13 protein-coding genes and 1 tRNA gene are annotated in these 18361 nt (G+C 65.3%); all 14 read right to left on the minus strand.

Features of this window, described 5'->3' with window-relative positions:
• Positions 1–773 (minus strand): elongation factor Tu (locus KL771_RS27760; RefSeq protein ID WP_261971759.1); only part of this gene is annotated, 773 nt, incomplete at its 3' end.
• Between the two features lie 126 nt (positions 774–899).
• A complete protein-coding gene (fusA, locus tag KL771_RS27765; RefSeq protein WP_261971760.1) occupies positions 900–2972 on the minus strand; it encodes an elongation factor G in 2073 nt (690 codons plus the stop codon).
• A gap of 33 nt (positions 2973–3005) precedes the next feature.
• The gene (rpsG, locus tag KL771_RS27770; protein ID WP_054357648.1) at positions 3006–3476 is read right to left on the minus strand and encodes a 30S ribosomal protein S7; all 471 of its coding nucleotides are present in this window, start codon (positions 3474–3476) and stop codon (positions 3006–3008) included.
• Between the two features lie 92 nt (positions 3477–3568).
• Entirely contained in the window at positions 3569–3940 is a 372-nt protein-coding gene (gene rpsL, locus KL771_RS27775) for a 30S ribosomal protein S12 (RefSeq protein ID WP_054357649.1), read from the minus strand.
• A 930-nt stretch (positions 3941–4870) separates the two neighbouring features.
• Positions 4871–9070 (minus strand): DNA-directed RNA polymerase subunit beta', encoded by a 4200-nt coding sequence (gene rpoC, locus KL771_RS27780; RefSeq protein WP_261971761.1) that lies wholly within the window; start codon positions 9068–9070, stop codon positions 4871–4873.
• Between the two features lie 163 nt (positions 9071–9233).
• Positions 9234–13367: a DNA-directed RNA polymerase subunit beta gene (gene rpoB / locus KL771_RS27785; protein ID WP_261971762.1), complete on the minus strand. Its 4134-nt coding sequence runs from the start codon at positions 13365–13367 to the stop codon at positions 9234–9236.
• A gap of 261 nt (positions 13368–13628) precedes the next feature.
• Positions 13629–14006 carry a 50S ribosomal protein L7/L12 gene (gene rplL, locus KL771_RS27790; RefSeq protein WP_261971763.1) on the minus strand — a complete coding sequence of 126 codons (378 nt, stop codon included), beginning with the start codon at positions 14004–14006 and terminating at the stop codon, positions 13629–13631.
• 98 nt (positions 14007–14104) lie between these two features.
• Entirely contained in the window at positions 14105–14623 is a 519-nt protein-coding gene (gene rplJ, locus KL771_RS27795) for a 50S ribosomal protein L10 (protein ID WP_054357653.1), read from the minus strand.
• Between the two features lie 385 nt (positions 14624–15008).
• The gene (gene rplA, locus KL771_RS27800) at positions 15009–15716 is read right to left on the minus strand and encodes a 50S ribosomal protein L1 (RefSeq protein ID WP_261971764.1); all 708 of its coding nucleotides are present in this window, start codon (positions 15714–15716) and stop codon (positions 15009–15011) included.
• Positions 15717–15720: 4 nt separating this feature from the next.
• Positions 15721–16167, minus strand: coding sequence for a 50S ribosomal protein L11 (gene rplK, locus KL771_RS27805; protein ID WP_054357655.1), 447 nt, complete (start codon positions 16165–16167; stop codon positions 15721–15723).
• A 532-nt stretch (positions 16168–16699) separates the two neighbouring features.
• The gene (nusG, locus tag KL771_RS27810) at positions 16700–17230 is read right to left on the minus strand and encodes a transcription termination/antitermination protein NusG (RefSeq protein WP_261971765.1); all 531 of its coding nucleotides are present in this window, start codon (positions 17228–17230) and stop codon (positions 16700–16702) included.
• A 23-nt stretch (positions 17231–17253) separates the two neighbouring features.
• Positions 17254–17451, minus strand: coding sequence for a preprotein translocase subunit SecE (gene secE / locus KL771_RS27815; protein WP_054357657.1), 198 nt, complete (start codon positions 17449–17451; stop codon positions 17254–17256).
• Between the two features lie 122 nt (positions 17452–17573).
• Positions 17574–17649: transfer RNA gene (locus KL771_RS27820), tRNA-Trp, on the minus strand.
• 217 nt (positions 17650–17866) lie between these two features.
• Positions 17867–18361: EF-Tu C-terminal domain-related protein (locus tag KL771_RS27825; protein ID WP_261971766.1), on the minus strand; the 495-nt coding region annotated here is incomplete at its 5' end.

Genomic DNA, 18361 nt, shown 5'->3' on the forward strand with positions numbered 1-18361 from the left:
CAGGTCGTCTTGCGCGTCGGACGGATGCCGACGATCTCGACTTCCTCGCCGACCTTGACGATGCCGCGCTCGACGCGGCCCGTCACCACCGTGCCGCGGCCCGAGATCGTGAACACGTCTTCGACCGGCATCAGGAACGGCAGGTCGACCGGACGCTCCGGCTGCGGGATATAGGCGTCGACGTTGCGCATCAGCTCCAGGATCGCGTCATGGCCGAGCTTCGCGTCGCCGTTGTTCAGCGCCTCGGTCGCAGAGCCCTTCACGATCGGAATGTCGTCGCCCGGGAAGCCGTAGCTCGACAAGAGCTCGCGCACCTCGAGCTCGACCAGCTCCAGGAGCTCCGCGTCGTCGACCATGTCGCACTTGTTCAGGAACACCACGATCGCCGGAACGCCGACCTGGCGGGCCAGCAGGATGTGCTCGCGCGTCTGCGGCATCGGACCGTCGGCCGCCGAAACCACCAGGATCGCGCCGTCCATCTGCGCCGCGCCCGTGATCATGTTCTTCACGTAGTCGGCGTGCCCGGGGCAGTCGACGTGCGCGTAGTGACGGTTCTGCGTCTGATACTCGACATGCGCCGTGTTGATCGTGATCCCGCGCGCCTTCTCTTCCGGCGCCGCGTCGATCTGATCGTAGGCCTTGAACGTCGCGCCGCCCGTCTCGGCGAGCACCTTCGTGATCGCGGCCGTCAGCGACGTCTTCCCGTGGTCGACGTGACCGATCGTCCCGATGTTGCAGTGCGGCTTGTCGCGGTTGAATTTCTCTTTGGCCATCGGAGCCTCTCCGTGATCTCTCGTCCAGAGCGGCAGCAACCGCTCCTATCATCTCAATGGGGTCGCAAGCTCTGCCCGGTCGGGGCCGTTGCTCCGGCCGGGTCTTGCTCTAGCCGATCGGTCGGATCAGGCGAACTTCTTCTGGACTTCCTGTGCAACGTTCGACGGCACTTCTTCGTAGTGGTCGAACTGCATGGTGTAGCTGGCGCGGCCCTGGCTCATCGAGCGCAGGGTGTTGACGTAGCCGAACATGTTGGCGAGCGGCACCATGGCATTGACGATCTGCGCGTTGCCGCGCGTATCGGTGCCGGCGATCTGGCCGCGCCGCGAGTTCAGGTCGCCGATGACGCCGCCGAGATATTCCTCGGGGGTCACGCATTCGACCTTCATGATCGGCTCGAGCAGGACCGGGTTCGCCTTCTGCAGGCCTTCGCGCAGAGCGGCGCGCGAGGCGATTTCGAAGGCGATGGCCGAGGAGTCGACCTCGTGATAGGCGCCGTCGATCAGCGCAACCTTCACGTCCACCACCGGGAAGCCGGCGATCGGACCGGAGGTCATGACCGAGTTCAGGCCCTTTTCGACGCCGGGGAAATATTCCTTCGGGACCGAACCGCCGATGATCTTCGATTCGAAGTGGAAGCCCGTGTTCGGCTCGCCCGGCTCGATCTGGAACTTGACGCGGGCGAACTGGCCCGTGCCGCCGGTCTGCTTCTTGTGGGTGTAGTCGATCTCGGTCGCGCGACGGATGGTCTCGCGATAGGCCACCTGCGGGGCGCCGACATTGACTTCGACCTTGTGGGTCCGCTTCAGGATGTCGACCTTGATGTCGAGATGCAGCTCGCCCATGCCCTTGATGATGGTCTGGCCGCTTTCCGAGTCCGTGGTGACGCGGAAGGACGGATCCTCGGCCGCCAGCTTGGCAAGCGCGACGCCCATCTTTTCCTGGTCGGTCTTGGTCTTCGGCTCGATGGCCATCTCGATGACCGGCTCCGGGAAGACCATCTTTTCGAGGATGACCGGCTTCGACGGATCGCAAAGCGTATCGCCGGTGCGGGTATCCTTGAGGCCGACCAGGGCGACGATGTCGCCGGCGAAGGCCTCGGTGATGTCTTCGCGGTTGTTGGCATGCATGAGAACCATGCGACCGACGCGCTCGTTCTTTTCGCGCACCGTGTTGAGCAGGGTCACACCCTTCTCGAGACGGCCCGAATAGATGCGGCAGAAGGTGAGGACGCCGTACTGGTCGTCCATCAGCTTGAAGGCCAGCATCGACAGCGGCTCGGCGTCGGACGACTTGCGGTCGGTCTCTTCGCCGGACTTCACGTCGATGCCCTTGATCGCCGGACGATCGAGCGGGGACGGCAGATAGTCGACGACCGCGTCGAGCATCGGCTGCACACCCTTATTCTTGAAGGCGGAGCCGCACATGACCGGATAGAAGGCGCCGGTCAGCACAGCCTTGCGCAGCAGGCGCTTGATGGTCGCCTCGTCGGGCATCTCGCCTTCGAGATACTGTTCCATCGCGGTCTCGTCGAGGTCGACGCAGGCCTCGATCATCTCGATGCGCGCGGCCTCGGCCTTCTCAACCAGATTGGCCGGGATCTCGACATCGGAGAACTTCGCGCCGAGCGACTCGTCGGCCCAGACGACGCCCTTCATGCGAACCAGATCGACGATGCCCTTGAAGTCGCTTTCAGCGCCGATCGGCAGCTGGATGGCGACCGGCTTGGCGCCGAGACGGACCTTGATATCGTTGATGCAGCGGTCGAAATCCGCGCCGACCTTGTCCATCTTGTTGCAGAAGACGACGCGCGGCACATTGTACTTGTCGCCCTGGCGCCACACGGTCTCGGTCTGCGGCTCGACGCCCTGCGACGAGTCCAGAACGCAGACCGCGCCGTCGAGCACGCGCAAGCTGCGCTCGACTTCGATGGTGAAGTCGACGTGGCCGGGGGTGTCGATGATGTTCAGGCGCTTGCCGTTCCAGAAGGTCGTGGTCGCGGCCGACGTGATCGTGATGCCGCGCTCCTGCTCCTGTTCCATCCAGTCCATGGTGGCCGCGCCCTCATGGACTTCACCGATCTTGTGCGACTTGCCCGAATAGTAGAGCACGCGCTCGGTCGTCGTGGTCTTGCCGGCGTCGATGTGCGCCATGATACCGAAATTTCGGTAGTCTTCGAGGGCGTAGGTGCGGGCCATGTCGAAACCTCGTCGGAAGAGCAGAAAGAAGGATCACCAGCGATAGTGGGAGAATGCGCGGTTCGCATCCGCCATGCGGTGAGTATCCTCCCGCTTCTTCACCGCGTTGCCGCGGTTGTTCGATGCGTCGAGCAGCTCGGCAGAGAGGCGCTCGGTCATCGTCTTTTCGTTGCGGCCATTCGAGGCCGTCAGCAGCCAGCGGATCGCCAGCGCCTGGCGACGCTCGGGGCGAACGTCGACCGGGACCTGGTAGGTCGCGCCACCGACGCGGCGGGACCGCACCTCGGTGTGCGGCATGACGTTCTCGAGCGCCTGATGGAAGATCGACACCGGGTCCTGCCGGGTCTTCTTCTCGATGATGTCGAAGGCGCCATAAACGATGGTCTCGGCGACCGACTTCTTGCCGTCGCGCATGACGTTGTTCATGAACTTCGAAACGACGTTGTCGCCGAATTTCGGATCCGGCTGGATTTCGCGCTTCTCGGCACTGTGACGACGGGACATGGACAGAATTCCTCGGTCGTAAGACAAGACGAAGGGGCGGGAGACCGGCGGCTCAGCCGAGCCCGGCGGCGATCTCCGCCCCCGTTTTCAGATCACTTCGGACGCTTGGCGCCGTACTTCGAGCGCCGCTGCTTGCGGTCCTTGACGCCCTGGGTGTCGAGAACGCCGCGCAGGATGTGATAGCGCACGCCGGGAAGGTCCTTGACGCGGCCGCCGCGGATCATCACCACCGAGTGTTCCTGAAGGTTGTGGCCTTCACCCGGGATGTAGCCGATCACTTCGAAGCCGTTGGTCAGACGAACCTTGGCGACCTTGCGGAGCGCCGAGTTCGGCTTCTTCGGCGTGGTCGTGTAGACGCGCGTGCAAACGCCGCGCTTCTGCGGGCAGGCCTCGAGATGGCGGGCCTTTTCCCGGTACACGGGCGCAACGCGCGGCTTGCGGATCAGCTGGTTGATCGTCGGCATGCGTCTTCTCTACCTCGTCTGCGCCCTTACGGGACGCGATCGCAATTCGCCTCAGGCCCACCCGTCAGGGTTCGCCGCTCGCACCTCTTGCCGTCAGCGCCGCGAATCCGATTCGCTCACGACAACGACGACAAGCACCGGGCTGCGGACTTTACGTCCGCGCTCGGCGCGAAAAGTCAGAGGACCGGAACGGCTAAACCGCTCGGGTCATGATCCTCGGCTTTCCTAGGTCACGGTTTCGCGAGAGCGTCTCGGTGCCATTGTTCGAGTGCATTGGACTCACTCGATCACGGGCTACCGACGGGCCTGCCGCGAAAGTGGGCGGACCATAGGAGGGTCGTCCGTCGCAGTCAAGCGATCTCTGGGGCAAAAGAGCCGGAAAGCGGCGCTTTCCGCGACCCCAACACCCCGTCGGCGCCCCGCTTCGTAGCCCGCCGACTCCCCTGATGCAGCCCCTTCGCATCCAGTCCGATGCCGCTGCGGTAGCGGGGATCCCGGGGCCGCGTCGCCGCGCTCGCTTCGCCCGGCATCTTCGGAACTGCCGGCAACACCCTGTTGCCACGAGCATTCCGCCAGGCCGGGCGCCACCGGTCTTCGCCATGGCCGGCCACGGCGGGCACTGCCGCAGGCCGGAGGTCACGGGCTTCGCCGATGCCGGCGCCGCCTCAGGCGCCGATCGCGGCCCGCCGCCATGCAGAATCGGCGACCGAGGTCCCGCAGCGCCGAGGGGCCCCCGTCGCCGACGGCGTCCGGCCACGCCGACGCGGCGAGGCTCCGACGAATCGTCCTGTCCGATCCGGGCCGCGCCGGCGATCCGGCCGCCTGCCTGCTCGGCGCCCCGGCGTCCGCCGAACCCTTCAAAAAGCAGGGGCCGCGGATTGCGCCGCGGCCCCTGCCCTCATGCCTTGGTCCGGGCTCGGCCCGTGCGGATCACTCCGCCGCAGGCAGCGCGATGGCCGGCTGCTCGCCCGTACCGGCCGGCTGCTGGCCCTTGCGCTCCTCGAGGATGAGATCGTCGCGATGCGTTGCGATCGAGCGGATCTTGGTCATCACCGAGCCCGTGCCGGCCGGGATCAGACGGCCGACGATGACGTTCTCCTTGAGACCTTCCAGGTTGTCGGCCTTGCCGGCGACCGCCGCCTCGGTGAGGACGCGGGTGGTCTCCTGGAACGACGCGGCCGAGATGAACGACCGGGTCTGCAGCGAGGCCTTGGTGATGCCGAGCAGCACGGGCACCGCGGAGGCCGGCTTCAGCCCCTCGGAGACCAGCTTCTCGTTCATCGCGTCGAACTCGATCTTGTCGATCTGCTCGCCGTTGATCAGTTCCGGGCTCTCGCCGGCATCGGTCACCTCGACCTTCTGCAGCATCTGGCGAACGATCACCTCGATGTGCTTGTCGTTGATCACCACGCCCTGCAACCGGTAGACTTCCTGGATCTCGTTGACGAGGTAGGCGGCCAGCGCCTCCACGCCCTTGATCGCCAGGATGTCGTGCGGCGCCGGATTGCCGTCGAGGATGAAGTCGCCCTTCTCGATGATGTCGCCATCCTGCAGATGGACGTGCTTGCCCTTCGGGATCAGATATTCCCGCGGCTCCAGCGAGGCGTCGGACGGCTCGATGATGATCCGACGCTTGTTCTTGTAGTCCTTGCCGAAGCGGACGGTGCCGTCGATCTCCGCGATGATCGCGTGATCCTTCGGACGCCGGGCCTCGAACAGTTCGGCGACACGCGGCAGACCGCCGGTGATGTCGCGCGTCTTGGCGCTTTCGAGCGGGATACGGGCGATGACATCGCCGGCCCGGATCGGAGCGCCCGGCTCGACCGAGAGAATCGCCTCGACGGCCAGCATGTAGCGGGCCTCGCCGCCGCGCGACAGGCGCAGGATCTTGCCGTCCTGACCCTTGACCACGAGCGCCGGCTTGAGATCGGCCGTGCGGCTGGAGCCGCGCCAGTCGATGACCACGCGCTTGGTGATGCCGGTCGCCTCGTCGGTCGATTCCTGGATCGACTGGCCGTCGACCAGATCCTCGTAGCCGGCGACGCCGTCGAGTTCGGAGATGATCGGACGGGTGTAGGGGTCCCATTCGGCGATGCGCTGGCCGCGCTTCACCTTGTCGCCGTCGTCGACGAACAGGCGCGAACCGTAGATCAGGCGATGGGTCGCCCGCTCCGAACCGTCCTGGTCGACGACCACAACGACCAGGTTGCGGCCCATCACGATGATCTTGCCGTCGCTGTCGCGCACCACATTGCGGTTGCGGATGCGGATCGTGCCTTCGAAATTGGATTCGACGAAGGACGAGTCCACGACCTGCGCGGTGCCGCCGATGTGGAAGGTGCGCATGGTGAGCTGGGTGCCCGGCTCACCGATCGACTGCGCCGCGATGACGCCCACGGCTTCGCCCATGTTGACGGGCGTGCCGCGCGCGAGGTCGCGACCGTAGCACTGCACGCAGACGCCGATTTTGGTGTCGCAGGTCAGCACCGACCGGATGCGCACCGACTGGATGCCGGCCGCCTCGATCCGCTTCACGTCCGCTTCCGCGATCAGCTGGTTCTTGCCGATCACGACCGCACCGGTATTCGGGTCGATCAGATCCTCGGTCGTGACGCGGCCGAGAATGCGCATGCCGAGCGAGGCGATGACCTGGCCGGCATCGAGCACGGCCTGGACGCGGATGCCCTGATCGGTGCCGCAATCCTGCTCGGTGATGATGCAGTCCTGCGCCACGTCGACGAGGCGGCGAGTCAGGTAGCCCGAGTTCGCCGTCTTCAGCGCGGTGTCGGCCAGACCCTTGCGGGCGCCGTGGGTCGAGTTGAAGTACTCGAGCACGGTCAGGCCTTCCTTGAAGTTCGAGACGATCGGGGTCTCGATGATCTCGCCCGACGGCTTGGCCATCAGGCCGCGCATGCCGGCGAGCTGCTTCATCTGGGCCGGGGAGCCGCGGGCACCCGAATGGCTCATCATGTAGACCGAGTTGATCGGCCGCTGCCGGCCGCCATCGTCCTTCTGCACCGCGGAGATGCGCTTCATCATCTCCTCGGCGACGCGGTCGGTGCACTTGGCCCAGGCGTCGACGACCTTGTTGTACTTCTCGCCCTGCGTGATCAGGCCGTCCTGGTACTGCTGCTCGAATTCCTTTGCGGCAGCCTGGGTGTCCTCGACCAGCTTGGCCTTGGTGTCCGGGATCACCATGTCGTCCTTGCCGAACGAGATGCCGGCCTTGAAGGCATGATAGAAGCCGAGCGACATGATCCGGTCGCAGAAGATCACCGTCTCCTTCTGTCCGCAGGCGCGATAGACCGCGTCGATCATGCCCGAGATGGTCTTCTTGGTCATGAGCTGGTTGCAGACATCATACGACACGGCATGATGCTTCGGCAGCAGGTTGCCGATCAGCATGCGGCCGGGCGTCGTCTCGTAGATCTTGGAGGTGCGGTTGCCCTCCTTGTCGACGCCGAAATACCGGCCGCGCACCTTGGTGTGCAGCGTGATCGCCTTGGCCTCGAGCGCATGATAGAGCTCGCCGAGGTTCGAGAAGGCCATGCCCTGGCCCGGCTCGTTCTCCGCCATGATCGACAGATAGTAGAGGCCGAGCACGATATCCTGCGACGGCACGATGATCGGCAGACCGTTGGCCGGGTGCAGGATGTTGTTGGTCGACATCATCAGCACGCGCGCTTCGAGCTGGGCTTCCAGCGAAAGCGGCACGTGCACGGCCATCTGGTCGCCGTCGAAGTCGGCGTTGAAGGCGGTGCAGACCAGCGGATGCAGCTGGATCGCCTTGCCTTCGATCAGGACCGGCTCGAAGGCCTGGATGCCGAGGCGGTGCAGCGTCGGCGCCCGGTTCAGCATCACCGGATGCTCACGGATGACCTCGTCCAGGATGTCCCAGACCTCGGGCCGCTCCTTCTCGACCAGCTTCTTGGCCTGCTTGACGGTCGACGACAGGCCCTTCGCGTCGAGGCGCGAATAGATGAAGGGCTTGAACAGTTCCAGCGCCATCTTCTTCGGCAGGCCGCACTGGTGCAGCTTGAGCTCCGGACCGACGACGATGACCGAACGGCCGGAATAGTCGACGCGCTTGCCGAGCAGGTTCTGGCGGAACCGGCCCTGCTTGCCCTTCAGCATATCGGCGAGCGACTTCAGCGGCCGCTTGTTGGCGCCCGTGATGACGCGGCCGCGGCGGCCGTTGTCGAACAGCGCGTCGACGGCCTCCTGCAGCATGCGCTTTTCGTTGCGGATGATGATGTCCGGCGCGCGAAGCTCGATCAGCCGCTTGAGGCGGTTGTTGCGGTTGATGACGCGCCGGTAGAGGTCGTTCAGGTCCGAGGTCGCGAAGCGGCCGCCGTCGAGCGGCACCAGCGGACGCAGGTCCGGCGGGATGACCGGGACGACGGTCAGGATCATCCATTCGGGCTTGTTGCCCGAATCGATGAAGGACTCGATCAGCTTCAGGCGCTTGGCGAGCTTCTTCGGCTTCAGTTCGCCGGTGGCCTCGGCGATCTCCTGGCGCAGGGTCTCGGTCAGCTTGGGCAGGTCGAGCGAAGCCAGCAGGTCACGGATGGCCTCCGCGCCGATCATCGCCGTGAAGCTGTCCTCGCCATATTCGTCCTGCGCCTTGACGAACTCCTCCTCCGAGAGGAGCTGGTGCAGCTTGAGCGGCGTCAGGCCCGGCTCGGTGACGACATAGTGCTCGAAATAGAGGATGCGCTCGAGATCCTTGAGCGTCATGTCGAGCAGCATGCCGATGCGGCTCGGCAGCGACTTCAGGAACCAGATATGGGCGACCGGGGCGGCCAGCTCGATATGGCCCATGCGCTCGCGCCGGACGCGCGACAGGGTCACTTCGACGCCGCACTTCTCGCAGATGACGCCCTTGTACTTCATGCGCTTGTACTTGCCGCACAAGCACTCGTAATCCTTGATCGGCCCGAAGATCCGCGCGCAGAACAGACCGTCCCGCTCCGGCTTGAAGGTCCGGTAGTTGATCGTCTCCGGCTTCTTGATCTCGCCGTACGACCAGCTCAGGATCTTTTCCGGGCTGGAGATCGAAATCCGGATGGCGTCGAAGGTCTGGGCGACCGTCGCCTGCGGATTGAAGATGTTCATGACTTCTTGATTCATCGGCCGTTTCTCCTGCGGGGCACCGGACGCGTGGCCAGTCGCACCGGCATCCCGCCAAAGGAATTCCATTTCAGCCAAACACATACAGACCGGGTGCGGCAGAACCGCGGCGGCGGCGCGGCAGCCGGGCCGCCGCGCTCACCTCATCCCCGAGACCGGCGCCTCACTCGGCGGCGTCGATCTTGAGCGGGCCGTCATCCGGCCGCCCCTTGGCGTTGACCAGCTCGACATTGAGGCCGAGCGAGCGCATTTCCTTGACGAGCACGTTGAAGCTCTCCGGGATGCCCGCCTCGAAGGTGTCGTCGCCGCGCACGATGGCCTCGTAGACCTTGGTGCGGCCGGCCACGTCGTCCGACTTGACGGTGAGCATCTCCTGCAAGGTGTAGGCCGCCCCATAGGCCTCCAGCGCCCAGACTTCCATTTCACCGAAGCGCTGACCGCCGAACTGCGCCTTGCCGCCCAGCGGCTGCTGGGTGACGAGCGAATAGGGACCGATCGACCGCGCGTGGATCTTGTCGTCCACCAGGTGGTGCAGCTTCAGCATGTAGATGTAGCCGACCGTCACCTTCCGATCGAAGGGATCGCCGGTGCGGCCGTCATACAGCGTCATCTGACCCGACAGCGCCAGACCGGCCTTGCCGAGAGCCGTCTCGATGTCGTGCTCCTTGGCGCCGTCGAAGACCGGCGTCGCGATCGAGACGCCGCGCTTGACCTGCTCGGCCAGGCGGACGACCGAGGCGTCGTCATATTCGGCGGGCTGCTCGCCCTTGATGTTGGCGCCGTAGATGTCGACGATGGTCGACTTCAGCGGCCCCAGCTCGCCGTTCTTCTTGTAGGCGTCGAGCAGCTTGCCGATCTGCTTGCCCATGCCGGCGCAGGCCCAGCCCAGATGCGTCTCCAGGATCTGTCCGACATTCATGCGGCTCGGCACGCCGAGCGGATTGAGCACGATGTCGACATTCTGGCCGTCTTCCAGATAGGGCATGTCCTCGAGCGGCACGATGCGCGACACGACACCCTTGTTGCCGTGCCGGCCGGCCATCTTGTCGCCCGGCTGGATCTTGCGCTTCACCGCGACGAAGACCTTGACCATCTTCATCACGCCCGGGGGCAGCTCGTCGCCGCGCTGCAGCTTCTCCACCTTGTCGATGAAGCGCTGCTCGAGACGCTTGCGGCTCTCGTCATACTGGTTGCGAAGGGCCTCGATCTCGCCCATCAGCTTCTCGTCGGCGACGGCGAACTGCCACCACTGCGAGCGCGGATACTCCTCAAGGAGTTCCTGGTTGACGGTCTGATCCTTCTTGTAGCCCTTCGGACCGGCGATGGCGACCTTGCCGGTCAGCATCTCGTTCAGGCGGCCGTAGACGTTGCGGTCCAGGATCGCCTGCTCGTCGTCGCGGTCCTTGGCGAGCCGCTCGATCTCCTCGCGCTCGATCGCCATGGCACGCTCGTCCTTCTCGACGCCGTGCCGGTTGAACACGCGCACCTCGACGACCGTGCCCTGCACGCCCGGGGGGACGCGCAGCGAGGTGTCGCGGACATCGGAGGCCTTCTCGCCGAAGATGGCGCGCAGGAGCTTCTCCTCCGGCGTCATCGGGCTTTCGCCCTTCGGCGTGATCTTGCCGACCAGAATATCACCGGCGCGGACTTCGGCGCCGATATAGACGATGCCGGCTTCGTCGAGGTTCTTCAGCGCTTCTTCCGAGACGTTCGGGATGTCGCGCGTGATCTCTTCCGGCCCGAGCTTGGTGTCGCGGGCCATCACCTCGAACTCTTCGATGTGTATCGACGTGAACACGTCGTCGCGCACGATCCGCTCGGAGAGCAGGATCGAGTCCTCGAAGTTGTAGCCGTTCCACGGCATGAACGCGACCAGCACGTTCCGGCCGAGGGCCAGATCGCCGAGGTCGGTCGACGGGCCGTCGGCGATGATGTCGCCCTTCTCGATCACGTCACCCACGCTGACCAGCGGACGCTGGTTGATGCAGGTGTTCTGGTTCGAGCGCTGGAACTTCATCAGCCGGTAGATGTCGACGCCCGACTTCGACGGATCGAGGTCGGAGGTCGCGCGGATGACGATGCGGGTGGCGTCGACCTGGTCGACGATGCCCGACCGCTTCGACGCGATCGCCGCGCCGGAATCGCGGGCGACGACCGCCTCCATGCCGGTGCCCACGAAGGGCGCCTCGGCGCGGACCAGCGGCACCGCCTGGCGCTGCATGTTGGAGCCCATCAGCGCGCGGTTGGCGTCGTCGTTCTCGAGGAACGGGATCAGCGCCGCGGCGACCGAGACCAACTGCTTCGGCGACACGTCCATGTAGTCGACCCGGTCGACCGGAACCATCATCACTTCACCGGCATGCCGGCAGACGATCAGTTCCTCGGTCAGCCGGCCGTCTTTGTCCATCTTGGCGTTGGACTGGGCGACATAGTGCTTGGATTCCTCCATGGCGGAGAAATACTGCACGTCCTCGGTGACCTTGCCGTCCTTGACCTTGCGGTAGGGCGCCTCGATGAAGCCGTACTTGTTGACGCGGGCGAAGGTCGCCAGCGAGTTGATCAGACCGATATTCGGGCCTTCCGGCGTTTCGATCGGGCAGATGCGGCCGTAATGCGTCGGGTGCACGTCGCGCACCTCGAAGCCGGCGCGCTCGCGGGTCAGACCGCCCGGGCCGAGCGCCGAGAGACGCCGCTTGTGCGTGATCTCGGACAGCGGGTTGGTCTGGTCCATGAACTGCGACAGCTGCGAGGAGCCGAAGAACTCGCGCACCGCCGCGGCCGCCGGCTTGGCGTTGATCAGGTCCTGCGGCATGACGGTCTCGATCTCGACCGAGCTCATGCGCTCCTTGATCGCCCGCTCCATGCGCAGCAGGCCGACGCGGTACTGGTTCTCCATGAGTTCGCCGACCGAACGCACCCGGCGATTGCCGAGGTTGTCGATGTCGTCGATCTCGCCCTTGCCGTCGCGCAGGTCGACCAGCGTCTTGATGACCGCCAGGATGTCGGCCTTGCGCAGCACGCGCACGGTGTCCTCGGCGTCGAGGTCCAGGCGCATGTTCATCTTGACGCGGCCGACGGCCGACAGGTCGTAGCGCTCGGCGTCGAAGAACAGCGAATGGAACATCGCCTCCGCGGTGTCGACCGTCGGCGGCTCGCCCGGACGCATCACGCGGTAGATGTCGAACAGCGCGTCCTCGCGGGTCTCGTTCTTGTCGACCGCCAGCGTGTTGCGGATATAGGCGCCGGTGTTGACGTGGTCGATGTCGAGGACGGTCAGTTCCTCATAGCCGAACTCAAGCAGCTGCTTGAGCAGCTTCTCGGTGATCTCCTGGCCGGCTTCGGCCTGGATGACGCCGGTCGAGGCGTCGACGACGTCCTCGGCCAGATACTGGCCGACCACGTCCTCGTCCGAGACCTTGAGCGCCTTGAGGCCCTTCTCCATCAGGATGCGGGCCTGGCGGGCGGTCAGCTTCTTGCCGGCCTCCAGGACGACCTCGCCGGTGTCGGCATCGACCAGGTCCTGGGTCGCCTTGTAGCCGCGCATGCGGTTGGGGTCGTAGGGCGTGCGCCACGACTTGCCGACCCGGATGTAGCTGAGCTTCGAATAGAAGGTGTCCAGAATCTCTTCGCCGTCGAGACCGAGGGCGAACAGCAGCGACGACACCGGGATCTTGCGGCGCCGGTCGATGCGCGCATAGACGATGTCCTTGGCGTCGAACTCAATGTCGAGCCAGGAGCCGCGATACGGGATGATGCGCGCGGCGAACAGGAGCTTGCCCGAGGAATGGGTCTTGCCCTTGTCATGATCGAAGAAGACGCCCGGCGACCGGTGCATCTGCGAGACGATCACGCGCTCGGTGCCGTTGACGATGAAGGTGCCGTTGTCGGTCATGAGCGGCATGTCGCCCATGTAGACATCCTGCTCCTTGATGTCCTTGACGGAGCGGGCGCCGGTATCCTCGTCGACATCGAACACGATCAGCCGCAGCGTCACCTTGAGCGGCGCGGCAAAGGTCATGCCGCGCTGGCGGCACTCGTCGACGTCATATTTCGGCAGCTCGAATTCGAAGCGGACGAATTCGAGGAGCGCGCGATTCTGGAAGTCCGAGATCGGGAAGACGGACTTGAAGACCGACTGGAGGCCTTCGTCGGCCCGCCCGCCCTTCGGCTCGTCGATCTGCAGGAACTGGTCGTAGGACGCCTTCTGCACCTCGATGAGGTTCGGCATCTCCGCGACCTCGCGGATCGAACCGAAGAACTTGCGGACACGTCTGCGACCGTTGAACGTCTGGACCATTGTCGCTCCTCGCTCGGGTATCCGACGGCAATCCGGAGAACCGCATCCGCCGCCGCGGCGGTCTGGCTCTCGGGATGGTCGCCGAAGGCGCCCTGCATTTGTTGAAAACTTCAACAGAAGCCTTCAACCGATTGATTCCGTTCATATGGCCTTGGGCAGGTCGGAACCGACCCCCTTCGGCGACACGGCCGGAGCCGACGAAGTCGGCCCCGGCACGCGGCATTGGATTGCACGGGAGCCCGAAAGCCCCGGCAAGCGGGATTACTTGAGTTCGACCTTGGCGCCGGCGCCTTCGAGCTGCTTCTTGAGCTTCTCGGCCTCGTCCTTCGAGATGCCTTCCTTGACCGGCTTCGGAGCGCCCTCGACCAGGTCCTTGGCTTCCTTCAGGCCGAGCGCGGTGATCGCACGGACTTCCTTGATGACGTTGATCTTGTTCGCGCCGGCGTCGGTGAGGACGACGGTGAACTCGGTCTTCTCCTCGACCGGGGCAGCGGCGACGGCCGGGCCGGCGGCGGCGGCAACCGCCACCGGAGCGGCGGCGGAGACGCCCCACTTGTCTTCGAGGAGCTTCACGAGCTCGGCGGCCTCGAGGATGGTGAGGGAGGAGAGATCGTCGACGATCTTCGACAGGTCAGCCATTTTCAGTGTCCTTCAGAATGACAATTCGGATTTCGGTTCGGGTCCGGTGCGCAGCCGGCGCCATCAGGCGCCGCGGCGGCGAACCGGGCATTCCGGCCTCACGCGGCCTGGTCCTTCTCGGCATTCGCCTTGATGACGCGGGCAAGAGCTCCGCTCGGTGCGGCGATGACCGACGCGAGCTTGGTGGCGGGCTGATTGATGATGCCCGCGAGCTTTGCCCGGAGTTCGTCCAGCGACGGCAGGGCTGCCAGCGCCTTGACCCCGTCGGGGTTCAGGGCCTGCTTGCCCATCCCGCCGCCGAGGATGACGAACTTGTCGTTGGTCTTGGCGAACTCGACCGCCACCTTCGGGCCGGCAACCGGGTCGGTCGCCTGCACGATCACGGTCGGCCCCTTGAAGAGGCCGGCGATGGGCTCGAGTTCAGTGCCTTGAAGAGCCAGCTTGGCAAGGCGGTTCTTCGCGACTTTGACGGTTCCGCCAGCAGCCCGGACCTTGCCCCGGAGGGCATTCATCTCGGCCACCGTCAGTCCCTGATAGCCCGCCACGACCACGGATCCAGTGTTCTTGAACTGGACGCTCAGGGTCGAGACGAGTTCGCGCTTTGCCGCTCTATCCACGACTGCCTCGTTCTCGTATGCCCTCGAGAGGATCCCGAGGGCGGGTTGCAAATGGGCGCCCGGATGGGCCTTGCGGCCGATACGGAAGCCCGCTCACTTCCTGCCCCCTCTCCCCCGCAGTTGCGGGCTCGAGGACCAACGGTCCGAACCGATCCGCCGGAGCGCGACGGCTCCGGAGAAACTGCTCTTCCCCGTCTCATGCAGGCCCCCTCGGATCGCACCCGGCGGTAGGGATTAGGCCGGCGAACCGGCACCTGCAGTCTCGGACAGGTCGGACCGGGAGGCGGAAATCCGCCCGTCCGGTCCGGCTCGTCCCGGCCGATCCGCGAGCGGACCGACCGGGAAATCGTCTTGGACGGCGCCCTTCGGCGGCGCCGGTCCGAAATCAGCCGTTCGCCGCGACCGACAGGCTGGCCGGGTCGATCTTGACGCCGGGACCCATGGTCGAGGAGATCGAGACGCGCTGGAGATAGGTCCCCTTGGCGCCCGTCGGCTTGGCCTTGCTGACCGCATCCGCGAAGGCGCGGATGTTCTCGAGCAGCGCGCCCTCGGTGAACGAGGCCTTGCCGATGCCGGCATGCACGATGCCGGCCTTCTCGGCGCGGAACTCGACGGCGCCGCCCTTGGCGTCGTTGATCGCCTTGGTCACGTCCATGGTCACCGTGCCGACCTTCGGGTTCGGCATCAGGCCGCGCGGGCCGAGCACCTTACCGAGGCGGCCGACCAGCGGCATCATGTCCGGGGTGGCGATGCAGCGATCGAAGTCGATCGTGCCGCCGTTGATGCGCTCGACCAGATCCTCAGCACCGACGATGTCGGCACCGGCGGCGCGGGCCTCATCGGCCTTGGCGCCCTTGGCGAAGACCGCGACCCGCACGGTACGGCCGGTGCCGTTCGGCAGGTTGCAGACGCCGCGGACCATCTGGTCGGCATGGCGGGGATCGACGCCGAGATTCATGGCGATCTCGACGGTCTCGTCGAACTTCGCGCTGGCGCGGTCCTTGACCAGCTTCACGGCCTCGTCGAGGCGATAGAGCTTGGTGCGGGAGATGCCCTCGCGGGACTTGGCAATGCGCTTCGGAAGCTTGCTCATGGTCTCACCCCACCACCCGGATGCCCATGGCCGCGGCCGACCCTTCGACCATTCGCATGGCCGCTTCGATGTCGTTCGCGTTCATGTCCTTCATCTTCTTTTCGGCGATCTCCTTGACCTGGGTCTTGTCGATCTCGCCGACGAAGGTGCGGCCCGGGGTCTTCGACCCGCTGCCCGGCTTCTTCTTCGTCTCGAGCTTGGCCGCCTTCTTGATGAAATACGCCGTCGGGGGCGTCTTGATCTCGAAGGTGAAGCTCTTGTCCGTGAAGTAGGTGATCTTGACAGGGCACGGGGTGCCCTTCTCCATCTCCTGGGTCTTCGCGTTGAATTCCTTGCAGAACATCATGATGTTCAGACCGCGCTGACCGAGCGCGGGACCGATCGGCGGCGACGGATTGGCCGCCCCGGCCGGGACCTGGAGCTTGATGTAGCCCTGGACCTTTTTCGCCATTTCACTCTCTCCTTCGGTGGTGCCGCCCCGGACCGGAAGTCCGTGCGGCGTCGGAGTGGCGGTTCGGCTTCACGGTCCGGCGACGACCGTTCGACCCCCCGCCCCCGCCGTCCGCCCGAGGGCGTCCGCCGGGTTGATGCCGCGCCGCCGTTCGAAACCCCAAGGTCCCGAAGGCGGCCGGCATCGACACGTTGGCTCCCGACGAAGACGGCCGTCTTGGGCCGCCCCTCCGCCGCGAACCCGGATCCGGCGCCGCTCTTCCGAGCCGGCCCGATCCGTTCGAACCCGCGGGCCATCTCCGCGGGCTCCCGGAACCGTTCCCGCCGGGTCCTCCCCGAACGGCGATCGGTTCCGATCAGACCGTTCCGCCGGCGCCGGACGCCTCTGCGGAACCGTCAAATTCCGATCGCGTCCGCGCCGGAGGAGCCCTGCTCTACCGGTCCGACGGACGCTGACACTCACGAGCACTCCGGTCGCCCCGCACTCCGGTCACATCCCGCGGACGCGACCGGCAAGGCGGGCCGGCGACCGGTCAAACCTTCTCGACCTGGCCGTATTCCAGATCGACCGGCGTTGCCCGGCCGAAGATCGAGACCGCCACCTTGAGGCGCGCGCGTTCCTCGTCGACCTCTTCGACGACACCGTTGAAGGAGGCGAACGGACCGTCGGAGACGCGCACCTGCTCGCCGACCTCGAAGGAGATCGACGGCTTCGGGCGCTCCACGCCTTCCTGCACCTGCTGCAGGATGCGCATCGCCTCCGATTCGGTGATCGGCATCGGCTTGTTGTCGGAGCCGAGGAAGCCGGTCACCTTCGGGGTGTTCTTGATCAGATGGAAGGCCTGATCGGTCAGATCCATCTTCACCAGCACGTAGCCCGGGAAGAACTTGCGCTCGGCATCGACCTTGCGACCACGCCTGACCTCGACGACCTTCTCGGTCGGGACCAGAATCTGCTCGAAGAGATGCGACAGCTGCTGCTGCTGCGCACGCTCCCGGATCGACTCGGCGACCTTGTTCTCGAAGTTCGAATAGGCGTGGACGATGTACCAGCGCTTGGCCATGACGGTGCTCGGTCTCGCGTCGCTCAACGGCCGAGGCCGAGAATCAAACTGACGGCCCATCCCATCACCTGATCGGCGACGAGAAAGAAGATGGCCGCGATCGTCGCCATCACGAACACCATGACGGTGGTGATGGCGGTCTCGTTACGGGTCGGCCAAGTGACCTTGGCAACCTCGTCGCGGACCTGCTGCAGAAACATGAAAGGATTCGTCTTGGCCATCCGCCGCTCACGACAGGCGGGCGCGTAGAGGCGACCACCCCCACACGCCCTGAAAGGAACCGTCTACCTAATGCGTTCCGACGCCGACCACAAGAGTGAATCATGCATCTTCTGCAAGTTGATGGCAGGGGCAGCAGGGCTCGAACCCGCGACCTGCGGTTTTGGAGACCGCCGCTCTACCAACTGAGCTATACCCCTGTAGTCCATCAGCGTAGCCATTTGGGCCGTGGCCCTGGCTAGCATCCCGGCGCCGGAAGCGGAAGCCCCCGATGCCGTTTTTCCACCGGCCCGTCACGTCCGATCGAACAATTTTTCGATCGGGGACAGGCGGATCGCCCTTGTCAGGCGATGATCTTGGCGACGACGCCGGCGCCGCCGTCTGTCGCGGTTGCCCGCGACGGACTGTTCGCCAAGATCAAGCGATGATCTTGGCGACCACCCCTGCTCCAACCGTGCGACCGCCTTCACGGATGGCGAAGCGGAGCTTCTCCTCCATGGCGATCGGCACGATCAGCTCGACGACGAGCTTCACGTTGTCGCCCGGCATCACCATCTCGGTGCCTTCCGGCAGCTGGCAGACGCCGGTCACGTCCGTCGTGCGGAAGTAGAACTGCGGGCGGTAGTTCGAGAAGAACGGCGTGTGACGGCCGCCCTCTTCCTTGGTCAGGATATAGGCCTCGGCCTCGAACTTGGTGTGCGGCGTCACCGAACCCGGCTTGCACAGCACCTGGCCGCGCTCCACGTCCTTGCGCTCGATGCCGCGCAGCAGCGCGCCGATATTGTCGCCGGCCTGGCCCTGGTCGAGCAGCTTGCGGAACATCTCGACGCCCGTGCAGGTCGTCTTGCGCGTCGGACGGATGCCGACGATCTCGACTTCCTCGCCGACCTTGACGATGCCGCGCTCGACGCG

The sequence above is a fragment of the Prosthecodimorpha staleyi genome (assembly GCF_018729455.1).
Classification (GTDB): domain Bacteria; phylum Pseudomonadota; class Alphaproteobacteria; order Rhizobiales; family Ancalomicrobiaceae; genus Prosthecodimorpha; species Prosthecodimorpha staleyi.

Bases quoted from the DNA above. Each gene is read 5' to 3' on its own strand.
- secE (WP_054357657.1), bottom strand. From the start codon at position 17,451: ATGGCCAAGACGAATCCTTTCATGTTTCTGCAGCAGGTCCGCGACGAG.
- rpsL (WP_054357649.1), bottom strand. From the start codon at position 3,940: ATGCCGACGATCAACCAGCTGATCCGCAAGCCGCGCGTTGCGCCCGTG.
- rplK (WP_054357655.1), bottom strand. From the start codon at position 16,167: ATGGCGAAAAAGGTCCAGGGCTACATCAAGCTCCAGGTCCCGGCCGGG.
- fusA (WP_261971760.1), bottom strand. From the start codon at position 2,972: ATGGCCCGCACCTACGCCCTCGAAGACTACCGAAATTTCGGTATCATG.
- rplA (WP_261971764.1), bottom strand. From the start codon at position 15,716: ATGAGCAAGCTTCCGAAGCGCATTGCCAAGTCCCGCGAGGGCATCTCC.
- rpoC (WP_261971761.1), bottom strand. From the start codon at position 9,070: ATGAATCAAGAAGTCATGAACATCTTCAATCCGCAGGCGACGGTCGCC.
- nusG (WP_261971765.1), bottom strand. From the start codon at position 17,230: ATGGCCAAGCGCTGGTACATCGTCCACGCCTATTCGAACTTCGAGAAC.
- rplL (WP_261971763.1), bottom strand. From the start codon at position 14,006: ATGGCTGACCTGTCGAAGATCGTCGACGATCTCTCCTCCCTCACCATC.
- rpsG (WP_054357648.1), bottom strand. From the start codon at position 3,476: ATGTCCCGTCGTCACAGTGCCGAGAAGCGCGAAATCCAGCCGGATCCG.
- rpoB (WP_261971762.1), bottom strand. From the start codon at position 13,367: ATGGTCCAGACGTTCAACGGTCGCAGACGTGTCCGCAAGTTCTTCGGT.